The organism is Oryzihumus sp. (assembly GCF_054325275.1).
The window spans coordinates 1-15,305 of record NZ_JBTCWL010000043.1 but is presented as its reverse complement, the minus strand read 5'-3'; the positions used below and the strand labels follow the sequence as shown (position 1 = coordinate 15,305).

Here is a 15,305-nt window from a genome sequence, read left to right as displayed (position 1 = left end):
TCACCCCTCCGTCTCGAGCAGGTCCGTGGGCGTCAGGTCCGCCCGCAGCCCCTTGTATGCCGGCTGCCGCAGCCGTCCGCCGTGCGTCGCCCCCAGCGCGGTCACGTCCACGACGACCTCCGGGCGCACCCACCGGGTGCCGTCGGCGTCGATGCGCGGCACCTCGTCGGCGAACGGCGAGGCGTCGGCGCCCAGCGACCCCAGCCGGTCGAGCAGCTGCACCGCCGCGCGCCCGGTGAGCCCGCTGCCGACGCGGCCCAGGTAGCGCAGGCCGGTCGCGGTCGGCCGACCGACGAGGACCGCGCCCAGCCGCGTGGCGTTGGTCGTCTCCGGCCGCCACCCGCCGACGACCACCGAGTCGGTCGCGCGGTGGGGGAACTTCAGCCAGTCGGAGCTGCGCCGGCCCGCGTGGTACTTCGAGGACAGCCGCTTGCTGACCACGCCCTCGAGGCCGTTCTCGCGGGTGGCCTCCTGGAGCAGCCGCCCGTCGTCGTAGACCGGGGGCACCTGCCAGTGCGCGCCCTCCAGCCCGACCCGCTCGAGGGTGGCCCGGCGCTCGGACAGGGTGCGGGAGGTGAGGTCCACGCCATACAGGCGCAGGATGTCGAAGACCATGAAGGTGACCGGCCGGACCACGGCCAGCGCCGCGGCCCGGCGCCGGTCCTGCACGTGCATCCGCTCGGCCAGCGCGGTGAACGAAGGGATCCCGCCCTCGAGCGCGACGACCTCGCCGTCGAGCAGGGCGTCCTCGGTCTCCAGCGCCAGCCCGGCCAGCTCGGGGAAGGTCGCGGTGACGTCCTTGCCGGTCCGGGAGGTGAGCCGCAGCTGGCCCTCGTGCACGTCGGCGAGCACGCGCATGCCGTCCCACTTGACCTCGTGGACCCACGAGGGGCCGGCCGGGATGGCCGTGCCCTGACTAGCCAGCATGGGGCGCATGGGTCCATCCTGACCGAAGGGACAGCGGACAGGTGTGAACTCGCCACCTGCGACGAGGAGGTCTGGCGTGCGAGCCATCTGGAAGGGGGCAGTGTCGTTCGGGCTGGTCAACGTGCCCGTGCGGCTCTACTCGGCCACCGAGAACCACGACGTGCAGTTCCGCCAGGTGCACCGTGAGGACGGCGGGCGGATCAAGTACCAACGCATCTGCAGCATCGACGGCGAGCAGGTGTCCTACGACGACATCGCCAAGGGCTACGAGACCGAGGACGGCCAGATCGTCGTGCTCACCGACGACGACATGGCCGACCTGCCGACCCGCAGCTCCAAGGAGATCGCGGTCGAGAAGTTCGTGCCCGTCGAGCAGATCGACCCGATGCTGCTCGACCGCTCCTACTACCTCGAGCCGGACAAGACGGCGACCAAGCCCTATGCCCTGCTGCGCGACGCCCTCAAGGCCTCCGACCGCATGGCCGTCGTGACCGTCTCGATCCGCACCCGCATGACGATCGCGGTGCTGCGGGTGCGCGACGACGTCATCGTCATGCAGACCATGCTCTGGCCGGACGAGGTCCGCTCCCCGGAGTTCGTCGGGCTCGGTGACGCCGAGACCGAGGCCAAGCCGGCCGAGCTGGCGATGGCCAACATGCTCGTCGAGTCCCTGGCCGGTGACTACGACCCCGACGACTACGAGGACGACTACCAGCAGGCGGTCGAGGCGCTGGTCAAGGCCAAGCTCGAGGGCGGCGAGGTGCAGGAGGCGCCGGCGGCCAAGGACACCTCCGGCGAGGTCGTCGACCTGCTCGCGGCCCTGCAGCGCAGCGTCGAGCGGGCCAAGGCCTCCCGGGGCGAGCCGGTCGAGGCTGCCGAGCCGGAGGAGAAGCCGGCGACCAAGCCGGCGAAGAAGGCCCCGGCCCGCAAGGCGCCTGCCGCCAAGACCGCGGCGAAGCGGGCCCCGGCGAAGAAGACGGCCGCCCGCAAGGCCGCCGAGGAGAAGCCGCGCAAGAAGGCGGCCAGCTGACCGATGCCCGAAGGACACACCCTGCACGCCCTGGCAGGGAGCATCGACCGCGCCTTCGCGGGCACCACCGTGACCGCGTCCAGCCCGCAGGGCCGCTTCGAGGACGGCGCCGCGCTGCTCGACGGCCGGGTGCTGCGCGAGGCGACCGCGTGGGGCAAGCACCTGTTCGCCGAGTTCGACGGTGACGCCTGGCTGCACGTCCACCTCGGCCTGATCGGCAAGTTCGCCGTGCACTCCCGTGCCGGCCACGACGGTATGCCGTCCGCGCCCGTCCCCGTGCAGGGCCAGGTGCGGCTGCGGCTGCTCAACGACGCGTGGGTCGGCGACCTGCGCGGCCCGAACCTGTGCGCCGTCGTCACCCCCGACGAGGTGGCTGCCGTCCACGCCCGGCTCGGCCCGGACCCGCTGCGCCCCGACCCCGATCCCGAACTGGCGTGGCGACGGATCTCGCGCTCGACCCGGTCGATCGCCGAGCTGCTCATGGACCAGGCAGTCGTCGCGGGCGTCGGCAACGTCTACCGGTGCGAGCTGCTGTTCCGGCACCGGGTGGACCCGTTCCGCCCCGGCCGGGAGATCCGCCCGGCCACGTGGCGGGCGATGTGGGAAGACCTCGTCGTGCTCATGCCGCTGGGCGTCGCGGCCGGACAGATCCTCACCCGGCAGGAGCAGGTCGACGCCGCGCTGGCCCAGCTGGCCGCGGGTCAGCGGGTCACCGCACCGAAGCGCTCCTACAACGTCTACAAGCGCACCGGCGAGCCGTGCCGGGTCTGCGGCTCACGGGTGCGCACGCAGGTCGTGGTCGGGCGCAACCTGTTCTGGTGCGGGCGCTGCCAGCGCCGCCGCTGACCCGTCGCAGGCGATGGCGCGACGATCGTCGCGCGGCCTTCGGCCCGGAAACGCGTCGAAACTGCCGCGACGATCGTCGCGTTCTCCCGAGGAGGCGGGCACCCGGCATACCGGTCAGTCCTGGCTGACCGTCGTGCCGCGCAGGACCGGCCCGGCCAGCAAGGTGGTGACCGCGCTGGGGGAGCTGTCCCCGAGCAGTGCCTGGACGACCTCCTGCTCGGCCTGCGTCCCGGCCATGCCGGAGTCGGCCTGCGCCAGCCCGAGGGAGGGGAACCCGCTCTGCACCGGGGTGGTTGAGGGCTGCTCGAAGCTCATCCCGGGCGGGGCGTAGCCGGGCTGGCCGCAGTGCGCTGCGAGCTCGGCGAACTGCCGGCGCCAGTCGGGGTGGCTGCGCTTGTAGTCCCCGACCGGGTCGGAGCTGTAGCCGTAGAGGTTCTGCGTGCCGTCGGGGAAGTGCTTGCTCGGCAACGGCTCGGCCTGGCTGCTGGGCGGGCAGGGGAGCAGGCTGCACCCCGGCGGCATCGACCCCCAGGCCGGCTCCTCGCCGGGACGGTAGGCCTCGCGCGGGGTCACCACCTCCAGCGTGATGTGGAAGGTGTGCTGGGAGAAGGCCTGGCTGATCCGGGGCGCCCACGTGGTCAGCGCCTGGGCCATGCACGGGTACTCGGGGGAGTAGCGGGCCAGCGTCGTCAGGGTGGGCGCCCCGACCCGGCCGACCTGGATGATCCGGTCCCCGTTGGCCTGCAGGAACCCGGTGGCCGTGTCGGCGAAGCCCGCCGTGCCGGCGAGGAACCCGGCGAGGGCGTCCTTCTTCTGCACCAGCGTGGCGTTGGTCGTCACCAGGGAGTGCAGCATCCGCAGCAGGTCCGGCGCGGCATCGGCATAGGTGGAGGCCACGTCCGCGAAGGCGCTGACGTCCGCCTGGACCGTGGGCATCGACGGGTTGAGTGCCCGCAGGTAGCGGTCGGCCTCGACCAGGTCGGTGCCGAGCTGGGTGCCCCGGCCCTCCAGCCCGGTGGCCAGCGCGTTCAGCGTCGCGGCGAGGCGCTCGGGCCGCACCGTGCGCAGCAGCGGCAGCAGGTCGTCGAAGACCCGCTCGAGCTCGATCGCCACGCTGCTGCGGTCCTGCCCGATGGTGTCGCCCTCACGGATGGGGCGCCCGGCCGGGCCGGCCGGCGGGACGAGCTCGACGTAGCGCTCGCCGAAGAGGGTCTTGGGCAGCAGCCGCGCCCGCACGTCGGCGGGCACCTGCCCGGCCTGGTCCGGGTCGAGTGCCAGGGTCAGGACCGCGCCGTCACCGGTGCTGGTGACGGCGCGGACCTGGCCCACCAGCAGGCCGCGCAGCTTGACGTCGGAGTGGTCGCTGAGCTGGCTGCCGGCCCGGTCGGCCCGCAGGGTGACCATGACCGCGGGGGTGAACCGCTGCTGGTAGGCCGCCACGGACGCCCCGAGCAGCAACGCGACGACGAGGATGAACGCCACTCCTGCGGCCGGCTGGCCCCACCGCGTGGCCCGTCTCCCCTGCATGCCCGCTCCCTGTCGCCGGTGTCAGCGGGTCAACGACGGCACCCGCCCGGAGGGTATGCCGGCCGGTCGCCGCAGTGCCCGTGCCGCGGCGCCCGCCCGGGTGAGCAGCCAGGCGAGGATGCCCAGCTCGAGCGCCGAGACGAGCCCGAGCGCGCCGTAGCCGGCGGTCCAGTACCAGCCGGGCAGGTCGGTGCGCTCCTCGCGGCGCAGCACCTGCTCGTCGTCGACGAACGCCGCCTGTGAGCCGCTGGACACCCGGATCTCGGGCTTGCCTATCTGCGGGTCGGCCGGCATGTGCACGGGGAGCGACAGCATGTCGTGCAGGCCGCGATGCAGGCGGAGGGTGCTCTTGTACCGGCCGTCCAGGCGGATCGGGAACGGCGTCCGCCAGACGCCCTCGGACACGCGCACCATGGGCGCGATGTGCGTGTGGCCGCCCTGGAAGGACGTGGCGATGAACCACGTCGCGTGGTCGGCGGCATCGGCCGGATGCAGGTGCACCGTGGCCACGGCCGACCGCGACGAGCCGGCCTGGGGTGCCAGGTCGACCTGAGCGCGCACGTCGGGAGTGGCGCTGCGCGGCACCGCGACGGCCAGGGGCACGAAAACCGCGGCGAGCCCGACCGCGGCGAGCAGGTGGCCGCGGCGCACCGGGGGAGCACCCTCGGTGCCCGTCCCGGCCACGTCGTCGAGGCGGGTGGCGACCCAGGCGGCGACCAGCCCCGCGCCGACGCCCATGACGACGCCCAGGCCGAGCGCCGGGGGCAGCAGCGTGCCCGGCCACGGGATGGGCATCCAGACGTGTGACCAGCCGTACTCCGCGAGCACCCCGAGGACGCCGACGACCACCCCCGTGACGGACCCGAAGCGGAACCGCCGGCTGGTGCCCACCACGAGCGCGACGCCCTCGACGAGGAGGGCCTCGACGACGTACGGCGGGAAGTGCGGCATCACCCGGTCCAGCGGGCCGGCGACGAGCGCGGTGATGGAGCCGCGGACGACGAGGTAGACCAGGAGCGAGCCGAGCGCACTGCCCGGACCGCGACGGGCGCGGGTCAGGACCAGCGGCAGCACGGTGCCGAGCACGAGCAGCAGCGGCTGGTTGAGGAGCGGGAACTGCGGCACGCCGTAGTCGAACTCGGTGGCGAACAGCTCGAAGGCGATGAGCAGCGCGCCGCCGGTGACGACGTCGAGGAAGACGTAGCGCCGCCGCGGCCCGCTGACCTGCACCGCTTCGGCACGCAGCAGGAACAGTGCGAACAGTGCGATGACGGCGCCGCCGATCATGAGGATGTGGGTGGGCCCCCACAACGTGACGTCCTCGCCGAAGATGCGGTGCCACGTGTCGTCGAGCGGGAAGCCGATGAGGGAGAACGTGCCGCACACGACGACGAACACCCCGCTGAGCGGGAGCCGCCAGCCGGGGCGCAGCCGCAGCGAGCCGGCCGGAACCGGCTTCGCGGCGAGGGCGCAGGTGATGACGCCGGAGGCCATGACACCGAGCAGGCCGAAGAAGATCGGGTAGTGCGCCGGGGTGCCGAAGGGGCCCTGGTCGCGGCCGTGGTCGATGTGGAACGAGATGTCCCACCACACCCCGAAGCCGGCCGCGAGGATCGCGGCGGTCTGCACGAACGGGCTGATGGCCGCCCAGCGGGGGGTGCCGTCGAGCCCGGCGACCCGGTCGGCGAGCGCCCCGAGCAGGGTGCGGTGGCCGGTGCGTTCGCGCAGCACCAGCCACGCGAGCGCGGCGTAGACCACGGCGACCACCCCCACGACGACCGCGACCTGGGAGGCCTCGGCGACGCCGGGCGCGGGGGCTGCGGCGGTCGGGACGAGGAGAGGGGAGGTATCTGACATCAAGAATGTCACATAACAGATGTTGCAAGTAAGATGGAGCACTGTCAAGGGAAGGGTGCAGATGACCATCAGCCAGGGGCCACGCGAGGGTGAGCTCACCATCGACCAGCTCGCGGCCCGGACCGGTATGACGGTCCGCAACGTCCGCGCGTACAGCACCCGGGGGCTCATCCCGCCGCCGCGGCTGGTGGGGCGGACCGGCTACTACGGCGCCGAGCACGTGGCCCGGCTGACCCTGGTGCGCGAGATGCTCGACCAGGGCTACACGCTCACCGCCGCCGAGCGGATGCTCGCCTCGGCGCCCTCCTCCGGCTCCCAGGCGCTGGGGCTCTACCAATCGCTGATGTCCCCCTGGGACAGCGAGCCCGAGGTCCTCGAGCCCGAGACGCTCGCGGCCCAGGCGAGGGTGCCCCACGACCCGGCCGTGGTCGACCGGCTCGTCGAGATGGGGCTGGCCGAGCGCCTCGAGGACGGCCGCCTGCGCATACCCAACGTCGGGCTGCTGCGCGCCGGCCTCGAGGTGATCGGCCTCGGCATCCCGGTCGAGGACGTGCTCGCCCTCGTCCCGGGGCTGCGCCAGCAGGCCGGGGCGGTCGCCGAGTCCTTCGTCGAGCTGTTCCGCAGCACGCTCTGGGCCGACTTCATGGCCACCGGGATGCCCGACAAGGAGTGGCCGCGGATGCAGGAGAAGGTCGAGGCGATCATCCCGCTGGCCGGGCAGGCGCTGGTCGCGGCGTTCCAGGAGGCCATGCGCGGGGCCATTGAGCGGGCCATGGGTGAGGAGCTGGGCGCGGCCGCGGCGGGCCATGCGACCGGGGCCTGATTATCTGACATTCATCGTGTTACATTCCTGACGTCACACACCCGCGACGTCAGGAGCGAGCGTGACCCCAGCCCTCGCCGTCATCAGCGCCGTCCCGCTGCACGGCATCGGCGGCCGCGGTGACCCGGCCGTCCCGGTCTGGCTCGCGGCCTACGCCGCCGGGTCCGCCGTGGCCGTCTCCTTCTTCGGCCTGGCCGCCTTCTGGTCCTCGGCCCGGTTCGAGCAGGTCAAGGGCGGTCGCCCGCTGCCGTCGGTGCTCGCGCGCGTGGTCGGCTCGGGGCCGCTCCGGCTGGTGCTGCGCGCGCTCACCCTGGCGGCGCTGCTGCTCTGGCTCGCCGCCGGCTGGCTCGGCCCGGATGACGCCGACGGCAACCTCGCCCCGACCTGGCTCTATGCCTGGTTCTGGGTCGGGCTCGTCCCGCTGTCCGTGCTCCTCGGCCCGGTATGGCGGGCCGTCAACCCGGTGCGCACCCTGGCCTCTGCCGCGCGTCGCGTGGCCGGTGTCCGCCCGCGGCCGCTGCCCGACCGGTGGGGGCACTGGCCCGCGTTCGCCGGCCTGGCCGCCTTCGCCTGGCTGGAGCTCGTGCCGGAGTGGTCCGCAGAGCCGCGCGTCGTGGCGGCGTTCGGCACGGCGTGGGTGCTGGTCCACACGGCCGCGGGGACGTGGTTCGGCCCGCACTGGTTCGGGCGCGGTGACGGGTTCGAGGTCTACTCGGGGCTGCTCGCCCGGCTGTCGCCGCTGTCGCGGGACGCCGGCGGCCGGCTGGCGCTGCGCAGCCCGATGGCGCACCTGGCCGGGCTGCGTCCCGACCGCAGCCTGACCGCCGTCATCTGCCTGCTGCTGGGCTCGACCGGATTCGACGGCCTGTCGCGCTCGCGGCCGTGGCGGCACGCGACGGGGGGCCTCGACGGAGCCGCGCACCTCGTGGCGTACTCCCTGGGCCTGGTGGCCTGCGTGGCCCTCGTGATGCTCGTCTTCGCCGCCGCCACCGGGGCGGCGGCCCGTCACCGCACCCGCGGTGGGCTGCCCGAGGGCGGCATGGGCCGCCGGTTCGCACACTCCCTCGTGCCGATCGTCGTCGGCTACGCGGTCGCGCACTACGCGACCTTCGCGGTGACCCAGGGCCAGCTCGGCTACCTGCTGGCCACCGACCCGTTCGGGCGCGGCTGGGACGTGCTCGGCACCGGCGGTTCGGTCACGGTCGACCATGCCGTGATGTCGCCGGCCCTGACCTCCCTGGTCCAGGTCGGCGCCATCGTCGCCGGCCACGTGGTCGGGGTGGTGGCCGCGCACGACCGGGCGGTGGCGACGTTCCCGCGGCGCTCCCTGCGCCCGGCGCAGTACCCCCTGCTCGCGGCCATGGTGGCCTTCACCGCCGGCGGGATCGTGCTGGTGACGGCGCCGTGAGGCGGGCGGTCCTGACCCCGGTCAGGGTGCTCACGCTCGGGCACTACGGCGGCCTGCCGGAGGCGGCGATGGTGCTGGGGCCGCTGCTGCTGGTCGGGTCGTTCCTGGCCATCGCCCGCAGGGGCGACGCCCACGCCGATGACGACGAGGACGAGCTCGGCCCGGACTCAGGGGATGAGGCGTGAGAGGCCGTGCCAGACGGCGCCCATGACCAGCTCGGTCACGTCCTCGGCGCTGACCGGGCGCTCCTGCCGGGCCCGCCAGATCGCCAGGCGCTCGCAGGCGCCGACCACGACCTCGGCGTAGCCCTCGAGCAGGGTGGCCGGCACTGCGTCGAGGCCGGCCCGCTGCTGCAGGGTCCGTACGATGAACGCCGTCTGCTGCCGGCGGATGCTCTCGATGCCCGCGGCCGCGGAGGCCTGCATCGCACCCTCGTGGGTGATCAGCGCGAACGCCGAGGCGTGCTCGTCGATGAACCGGAAGAACGCGCCCACCCCGGCCCGGAACTGCTCCTCCACCGACGACCCCTCGGGCACCGCCTCCCAGGCCGCCTCGGTCGCCTGCAGCAGGTGGCTGCGGGCGCTTGCCACGCAGGCCGCGAGCAAGCCCTCCTTGGAGCCGAAGTAGCCGTAGATCATCGGCTTGGTGACGCCCACCCGGTCGGCGACGTCCTCCATCGTCGTCGCCTGGAAGCCGCGCTCGGCGAACACCTGCTCGGCCACGGCGAGGATCTGGGCCTCCCGCTCGGCGCGGGGCATCCGGGAGCGGGTCGCGGGCGTCGCCTCGGGGGTCATGCCCGGATCCTAGCCGCTCCCTACCGCCGGTAACTTACTCGTGGTAAGTTCGCCCGCCATGAGCACCCGGCACACCGTCCGCGCCGACGACGGCACTCCGCTCGCCGCCTGGGTCGACGGCCCCGACGACGCCCCAGGCGCCGGCTCGAGGGTCACGGTCGTCCTCGCCCACGGCTGGACCCTGGACCACAGCTCGTGGGACAGGGTGGCTCGCGCCCTCAGTGACGCCGACCGGGCCCTGCGCGTGGTCCGCTACGACCAGCGCGGCCACGGCGCCTCCGGCCGCGGCACCCGCCGGCCCACCATCCGTCGCCTCGGCGACGACCTCGCCTGCGTCATCGGGGAGCTTGCCCCGTCCGGGCCACTGGTCCTGGCCGGGCACTCGATGGGCGGCATGTCCATCCTGGCGATGGCCGGCGCCCACCCCGGACTGGTCGGCGACCGCGTGGCGGGCGTGGGACTGGTCTCGACCGCCGCCTCGCTGGTGCAGGAGGACGCCGGCCACTTCGCCTCCGCTTCCGGCGTCCCGCCCCGCCTGCGGCGGGTGGCGGCGCGGTTCCTGCCCTGGCTGATGCGCCTCCTTGCCGCCCTGCCGGGCCCGGTCAGGGTCCGCGGCCAACGCCTCGAGGGCTCCCGCGCACTGCTGTTCGGCCGGGGCGCCGACGAGTCGGACGTGACCAGCACGCACCGGGTCATCACCGCCAACCCGGCGGCCACCATCGGCCGGTTCTTCCTCGCCCTGAGCGCCCACCACGAGCTCGATGCGCTGCCGGTGCTCGCCGACGTCCCGACCGCTGTCCTCGTCGGGTCGGCCGACAAGCTCACCCCGCCCCGCTTCTCGGCCGTGATCGCGCAGGCCCTGCCGCACGCCCACCACGAGGTGCTCGACGGTGCCGGCCACATGCTGCCGCTCGAACGCGCCGAGACCGTGACGGAGCACCTGCTCCGGCTCACGCGGGGCAGCCGGGTCGGCGCCGGGCAGGAGGCCTGACATGGCGACCGTCCCGCACCACCGCGTGATCGTCGTCGGCACAGGCTTCTCCGGCCTGGGCATGGCGATCCAGCTCTCCCAGCGCGGGGAGGACGACTACGTCGTGCTGGAGAAGGCGCAGGACGTCGGCGGCACCTGGCGGGACAACCGCTACCCCGGGTGCGCGTGCGACGTGCCGTCGCGGCTCTACAGCTTCTCCTTCGCCCAGAACCCTTCGTGGTCGCGAGAGTTCGCCCCGGCCGGCGAGATCTGGGACTACCTGCGCCGCTGCGCCCGCGAGCACGACGTCGAACGCCACCTGCGGTTCGGGGCCGACCTGCGCTCCCTCGTGTATGACGAGCCCTCCGCCCGCTGGACCGCCACCGCCGCGGACGGGCGGCAGTGGACCGCCGACGCCGTGGTGCTGGGCATCGGCGCCCTGCACGAGCCCTCCCTGCCGGACATCCCGGGGCTCGCCTCGTTCGGCGGCCCGGTGCACCACTCGGCGCGCTGGCCCGAGGGGGACGACGGGCTCACCGGCAAGCGGGTCGCCGTGGTCGGCACCGGCGCGAGCTCGGTGCAGCTCGTCCCCGCGCTGGCGCCGCGCGCCGCGCAGGTGCACGTCTTCCAGCGCACCCCCGCGTGGATCCTGCCCAAGCGCGACCGCGAGCTGGGGGGCGCGCGCAAGGCGGCGTACCGCCGGATACCCGGCCTGCAGCGGGCGGTGCGGTGGGCGACCTACTGGGAGCTGGAGTCCCGGGTGCTGGCGTTCTCGCGCTACCCGGCCGCGATGAAGCTCGTCGAGCGGGTCGCCAGGCGGCACCTGGAGAAGTCCGTGCGCGACCCGCAGGTGCGGGCCGCGCTCACCCCCGACTACACCATCGGCTGCAAGCGGATCCTCATCTCCAACGACTACTGGGCGGCGTTCGACCGTGACGACGTCGAGCTGGTCACCGACGCCATCACCCGGGTCGAGCCGGGCGCCGTGGTGACGGCGGACGGCACGCGCCGCGAGGTCGACGCGATCGTGCTCGGCACCGGGTTCAGCGTCACCGGCAGCTACGACCGGCTGGACGTGCGCGGCCTCGGCGGGCAGTCGCTCGAGCAGGCCTGGTCCGGCGGGATGCGCACCCACCTCGGGGTGACCACGGCCGGCTTCCCGCAGCTGTACTTCCTGCTCGGGCCGAACACCGGGCTGGGCCACACCTCCGTGGTGATGATGATCGAGTGGGCGACCGGCTACGTGCTCCAGGCCCTCGACCACGCCCGCCGCCGGCGCGGTCCGGTCGTGGTCACCGACGCGGCGCAGGAGCGCTTCACCCGAGAGATGCGCACGCGCAGCCGGCGCACGGTCTGGGCGTCCGGCTGCCGCAGCTGGTACCTCGACCGGTTCGGCAACAACACCACGGTCTGGCCGGGCTCGACGCTGAGCTACTGGTGGCGCACCCGCCGGCTCGACCCGGCCGACTTCGCCACCGTCGCGCCGCGTCCACCGGGCGGTGGCGTCCCGCCGGCCGCCGAACCGGCCGGCGCGGAACCGGTCCCCGCCGATCGTTCCTGACCCCGACCAGCGACCCTCCCGGCCCACCCACAGGAGCCTGCCCGTGACCCGCGCCCCCTTCCGTCCCCGCGTCAGCATCGTCACCGGCGGTGCCTCTGGCATCGGCCGGGCCATCGCCGCCGAGCTCGTCGGCCGCGGCAGTCACGTCGTGGTCGCCGACCTCGACAGGGACCGGGCCACCCGGGCCGCCACGGAGCTGACCGCCGCCGGTCCCGGGTCGGCTGAGCCGGCCACCGTCGACGTCAGCTCCTTCGAGCAGGTCCGCGACGTGGTCGACCGCACCGAGGCCGACCGCGGACCGGTCGACGTCATGGTGAACAACGCCGGTATCGCGCTCGGCGGCCTGCTCGAGGAGCTCGACGAGCGGCATTGGGACCGCGCCCTGGGGGTCAACCTCGGCGGCGTCGTCAACGGGGTGCGCGCGGTCTACCCGCACATGAGCGCGCGGCGTCGCGGGCACATCCTCAACACCGCCTCGCTGGCCGGGCTCATCCCCGCCCCGGCGATGCTGCCCTACACGACGACCAAGCACGCGGTCGTGGGCCTCTCGACCGGCCTGCGCGCCGAGGCCGCGGCGCTCGGCATCGGCGTCACCGTGCTGTGCCCCGGCTTCGTCGACACCCCGCTGCTGGACGAGGTCTACGAGGCGCCGCCGTCGATCGCCGGCGGCAGCGTCCGCCAGGCGGTGCGGCTGATGCAGCCGAAGTTCCTCAGTGCCGAGACCGTCGCGGCCCGGGCGGTGCGGGGTCTGGAGCGCAACCAGGCGGTCGTCCCGGTGGGCGCGCTGGCGCACCTGCTGTGGCGGTTGAACCGCTGGGCGCCCCCTGCAGCCCGCGGCCTGTGCCGGGTGCAGGCGGGGGTGCACCGCAGCCGCGTCCACGCCTGACCGCCCCGGCTCGCCGGCCATGGCAGGCTGCGGGCGTGAGCGCCCAGGACCCGATGACCGTCACCCTGCTCGGGACCGGCGCGGCGGACGGGTGGCCCAACCCCTTCTGCGACTGCACCTCCTGCCGGCACGCGGCGGGGACCGGGGAGCTGCGCTCCCAGACCAGCGCGCTGGTCGACGGCCGGCTCCTGCTCGACTGCGGACCGGAGGCACCCCGGCAGGCGCTGCGTGCCGGGGTCGACCTGACCGGTGTGGAGGCGGTGCTGGTCACCCACGCGCATCCCGACCACCTCGACCCGGCGATGCTGCTCTACCGCAGCTGGGTGACCGACCGGCCGCTGCAGGTCCTGGGCCCGCCCCCGGTGCTCCAGGCGTGCGCGCCCTGGCTCGCCCCCGGCCAGGATCGGGTCGAGCTGGTGGCCGTGCGTCCCGGTGAGCTGCACCAGGTGGCCGGGTACGAGGTGGGTGCCCTGGCCGCCAACCACGGTGCGCCCGGTGAGGCCGTGCTCTACGACGTCACCGGGCCGGCCGGCCAGCGGCTGCTCTACGCCACCGACACCGCCGAGCTGCCGGACGTGACGGTCGCGGCGCTCGCGGGCGCCTGCCTCGACCTCCTGCTGCTCGAGCAGACCTTTGGCGAGCGGACGGACCTGCCGGGTGACCACCTCACCTTCGGCTCGTTCGCCCGGACCGTGGACGCGCTGCGCCGCGCCGGCGCCGTCACCGACGACACCGACGTGGTCGCCGTCCACCTGAGCCACTTCAACCCGCCCGGCGCCGTGCTCGCGCACCGGCTCGCCGCCTGTGGTGCCCGGGTGGTGCCCGACGGGACGCGCCTGTGCCTGCCGCCGCGGCGGGGTCAGGGGGCCTGAGCCGCCGGGTTCAGTGCCAGTGGGCGGCCGGTGACCACGTCGACCACGAGGCGCCCGCCGAGCGGGGCGGTCAGGGTCACCCGCACGGGGTCGAGCATCATGATCGCCGGGCAGGGGGACCCGTAGGTGCGCGAGAAGGACGCGCCCACCACGACGACGCCATCGTCCTCGAGCACGCGTGCCCGCACGTCCTTGTCGCACGGGCTGACGCCCACCCGGAACCGCAGCGACTCCCCGCCGACGCCGATGAGGTCCTGGGCCGCCTCGAGCCGGGCGTCCGCGGGCAGCGACGGCAACGCCGGCGGCTCCGGGACCTGTCCCACCGCGTCCGGGGACACCGCGACCCGGCCCACCGGGCCGGACAGCCCCTCGACGGTGAACAGCCACACCGGCACCGTCGCGACGCCCCGGCTGGTGCGCAGTGGCGCGGTCGACAGCCGCGCGCCGGTCACCGTCAGCGCCGTGCACGGGCCGAGGCTGGTGGACGTCACGCCGCCCGAGGGTGTGGCCGGCTGGCTGTCCCGGGCAGGCGGTGGGGTCGTGGGCCCGTTGCAGGCGGCCCCGCCGCGGTCCAGCAGCCGGTATGCCGTGCGCGCCCCGACCACGGGCACCCGCAGCAGGCTGCCGTCCGGGAAGCGCACCGACCCGGACGCCGGGGTGTCCGGCAGGCTGCCCTTCAGCCGGAACAGGCCGGCCTGGAAGGCCTGCTTGGTCGCGACGTCGGGGAACCCGTCGGCCGGGGGGAGGGCGAGGTCCTGGAGCGGGACGAAGCCGTGCGTCCAGTCCTGGTCCGGCGGGTTGAGCCGCCACGCTCGGGCGACCGCCGCGGCGCGCTGCTGGAAGCCGCCGTCACCGCTGCCCCCGCCGCCCGGCATACCGACGCGTTGCTGGCCGCAGGCGGCCAGGAACAGCAGCGGGGCGAGCAGGGGCAGGAGCAGGGAGCGGCGCACCATGCCGATGGGACGCGCAGGTCCGGCGCCCGGTTGCCTCAAGTGATCCGCAAGGAACCGTGAAGTCCCCGCGCGGCGGGTCCGGACCCGACAGACTCTGGGTCACGGAGTGGGACGGTTCGGGCCAATCCGTACGCCGTGGGCGAACATGAGCGAATGGGACTCAAGGCGAGGAACACCGCGACCAGCGGAGCCGTTGTCCCGATCACGCATCAGGTGCCCTCGACGGGTGCCGTGATGTCGTGCAGCACAGATAGCATCGAGGTGTCTCGATAGCGAGGAGAGATAGCGATGTTCGAACGGTTCACCGACCGGGCCCGTCGGGTTGTGGTGTTGGCGCAGGAAGAGGCGCGCATGCTCAACCACAACTACATCGGGACCGAGCACATCCTGCTCGGCCTGATCCACGAGGGCGAGGGTGTCGCTGCCAAGGCACTCGAGAGTCTGGGTATCTCCCTCGACGCCGTGCGTGAGCAGGTCCAGGAGATCATCGGCCAGGGCCAGCAGGCCCCGTCCGGCCACATTCCCTTCACCCCCCGGGCCAAGAAGGTCCTCGAGCTGTCCCTGCGCGAGGCGCTGCAGCTCGGCCACAACTACATCGGCACCGAGCACATCCTGCTCGGCCTCATCCGCGAGGGTGAGGGAGTCGCGGCGCAGGTTCTGGTCAAGCTCGGCGCCGACCTCAACCGGGTGCGCCAGCAGGTCATCCAGCTGCTGTCCGGCTACCAGGGCAAGGAGCCGACCACGACCGGTGGCCCGCAGGAGGGCACCCCGTCGGGTTCGCTCGTGCTCGACCAGTTCGGCCGCAACCTGACCCAGGCGGCCCGCGAGGGCAAGCTCGACCCGGTCATCGG

Annotated in this window: 15 protein-coding genes; 10 read left to right on the top strand and 5 right to left on the bottom strand. The window is 74.0% G+C overall.

The window, feature by feature from the left end:
- Positions 1–936 carry a non-homologous end-joining DNA ligase gene (gene ligD / locus ACXVGS_RS12230; RefSeq protein WP_458529641.1) on the bottom strand — a complete coding sequence of 312 codons (936 nt, stop codon included), beginning with the start codon at positions 934–936 and terminating at the stop codon, positions 1–3.
- 67 nt (positions 937–1,003) lie between these two features.
- Here ligD and ku point away from each other — a divergent pair, with 67 nt between their 5' ends.
- Positions 1,004–1,957, top strand: coding sequence for a non-homologous end joining protein Ku (ku, locus tag ACXVGS_RS12225; protein ID WP_458532492.1), 954 nt, complete (start codon positions 1,004–1,006; stop codon positions 1,955–1,957).
- Between the two features lie 3 nt (positions 1,958–1,960).
- A complete protein-coding gene (locus tag ACXVGS_RS12220) occupies positions 1,961–2,803 on the top strand; it encodes an Fpg/Nei family DNA glycosylase (protein WP_458532491.1) in 843 nt (280 codons plus the stop codon).
- 114 nt (positions 2,804–2,917) lie between these two features.
- Here ACXVGS_RS12220 and ACXVGS_RS12215 read toward each other — a convergent pair whose 3' ends face one another.
- Both ACXVGS_RS12215 and ACXVGS_RS12210 read right to left on the bottom strand, forming a co-directional pair.
- Positions 2,918–4,330 carry an MCE family protein gene (locus ACXVGS_RS12215; RefSeq protein ID WP_458533352.1) on the bottom strand — a complete coding sequence of 471 codons (1,413 nt, stop codon included), beginning with the start codon at positions 4,328–4,330 and terminating at the stop codon, positions 2,918–2,920.
- A gap of 21 nt (positions 4,331–4,351) precedes the next feature.
- Positions 4,352–6,199, bottom strand: a complete 1,848-nt coding sequence (locus tag ACXVGS_RS12210; RefSeq protein WP_458532489.1) for a hypothetical protein — start codon at positions 6,197–6,199, stop codon at positions 4,352–4,354.
- Between the two features lie 49 nt (positions 6,200–6,248).
- On the opposite strand from ACXVGS_RS12210, the gene ACXVGS_RS12205 reads away from it, so the two are divergent.
- The 3 genes from ACXVGS_RS12205 (at position 6,249) to ACXVGS_RS12195 (ending at position 8,603) form a co-directional block, all read left to right on the top strand.
- Positions 6,249–7,010, top strand: a complete 762-nt coding sequence (locus tag ACXVGS_RS12205; protein WP_458536994.1) for a MerR family transcriptional regulator — start codon at positions 6,249–6,251, stop codon at positions 7,008–7,010.
- 61 nt (positions 7,011–7,071) lie between these two features.
- Entirely contained in the window at positions 7,072–8,418 is a 1,347-nt protein-coding gene (locus ACXVGS_RS12200) for a hypothetical protein (protein ID WP_458529635.1), read from the top strand.
- Positions 8,415–8,603 (top strand): hypothetical protein, encoded by a 189-nt coding sequence (locus ACXVGS_RS12195; protein ID WP_458529634.1) that lies wholly within the window; start codon positions 8,415–8,417, stop codon positions 8,601–8,603. Before ACXVGS_RS12200 ends, ACXVGS_RS12195 begins: the two co-directional genes overlap by 4 nt.
- On the opposite strand, the gene ACXVGS_RS12190 is transcribed toward ACXVGS_RS12195, so the two are convergent.
- On the bottom strand, positions 8,586–9,212 hold the full coding sequence (locus ACXVGS_RS12190) for a TetR/AcrR family transcriptional regulator (RefSeq protein ID WP_458534648.1): 627 nt from the start codon (positions 9,210–9,212) through the stop codon (positions 8,586–8,588). The genes ACXVGS_RS12195 and ACXVGS_RS12190 overlap by 18 nt on opposite strands.
- A 58-nt stretch (positions 9,213–9,270) precedes the next feature.
- On the opposite strand from ACXVGS_RS12190, the gene ACXVGS_RS12185 reads away from it, so the two are divergent.
- The 4 genes from ACXVGS_RS12185 to ACXVGS_RS12170 are packed head-to-tail and all read left to right on the top strand — an operon-like array spanning position 9,271 to position 13,501.
- A complete protein-coding gene (locus tag ACXVGS_RS12185; RefSeq protein ID WP_458536051.1) occupies positions 9,271–10,203 on the top strand; it encodes an alpha/beta fold hydrolase in 933 nt (310 codons plus the stop codon).
- Between the two features lies 1 nt (position 10,204).
- Positions 10,205–11,743 carry a flavin-containing monooxygenase gene (locus tag ACXVGS_RS12180; protein ID WP_458532485.1) on the top strand — a complete coding sequence of 513 codons (1,539 nt, stop codon included), beginning with the start codon at positions 10,205–10,207 and terminating at the stop codon, positions 11,741–11,743.
- A gap of 43 nt (positions 11,744–11,786) precedes the next feature.
- Positions 11,787–12,629 (top strand): SDR family NAD(P)-dependent oxidoreductase, encoded by an 843-nt coding sequence (locus tag ACXVGS_RS12175; RefSeq protein WP_458529630.1) that lies wholly within the window; start codon positions 11,787–11,789, stop codon positions 12,627–12,629.
- Positions 12,630–12,664: 35 nt separating this feature from the next.
- Entirely contained in the window at positions 12,665–13,501 is an 837-nt protein-coding gene (locus ACXVGS_RS12170; protein ID WP_458529629.1) for an MBL fold metallo-hydrolase, read from the top strand.
- Here the strand turns inward: ACXVGS_RS12170 and ACXVGS_RS12165 are convergent.
- Positions 13,489–14,451 (bottom strand): hypothetical protein, encoded by a 963-nt coding sequence (locus ACXVGS_RS12165; protein ID WP_458536993.1) that lies wholly within the window; start codon positions 14,449–14,451, stop codon positions 13,489–13,491. The genes ACXVGS_RS12170 and ACXVGS_RS12165 overlap by 13 nt on opposite strands.
- A 291-nt stretch (positions 14,452–14,742) precedes the next feature.
- Between ACXVGS_RS12165 and ACXVGS_RS12160 the strand changes: the two genes are divergently transcribed.
- Positions 14,743–15,305, top strand: a 563-nt coding sequence (locus ACXVGS_RS12160; protein WP_458536992.1) for a Clp protease N-terminal domain-containing protein, incomplete at its 3' end; no start/stop codon positions are given.

Coding starts and splice junctions, on each gene's coding strand:
- ACXVGS_RS12220 (WP_458532491.1), top strand. CDS start 1,961: ATGCCCGAAGGACACACCCTGCACGCCCTGGCAGGGAGCATCGACCGC.
- ACXVGS_RS12215 (WP_458533352.1), bottom strand. CDS start 4,330: ATGCAGGGGAGACGGGCCACGCGGTGGGGCCAGCCGGCCGCAGGAGTG.
- ACXVGS_RS12180 (WP_458532485.1), top strand. CDS start 10,205: ATGGCGACCGTCCCGCACCACCGCGTGATCGTCGTCGGCACAGGCTTC.
- ACXVGS_RS12205 (WP_458536994.1), top strand. CDS start 6,249: ATGACCATCAGCCAGGGGCCACGCGAGGGTGAGCTCACCATCGACCAG.
- ligD (WP_458529641.1), bottom strand. CDS start 936: ATGCGCCCCATGCTGGCTAGTCAGGGCACGGCCATCCCGGCCGGCCCC.
- ACXVGS_RS12190 (WP_458534648.1), bottom strand. CDS start 9,212: ATGACCCCCGAGGCGACGCCCGCGACCCGCTCCCGGATGCCCCGCGCC.
- ACXVGS_RS12185 (WP_458536051.1), top strand. CDS start 9,271: ATGAGCACCCGGCACACCGTCCGCGCCGACGACGGCACTCCGCTCGCC.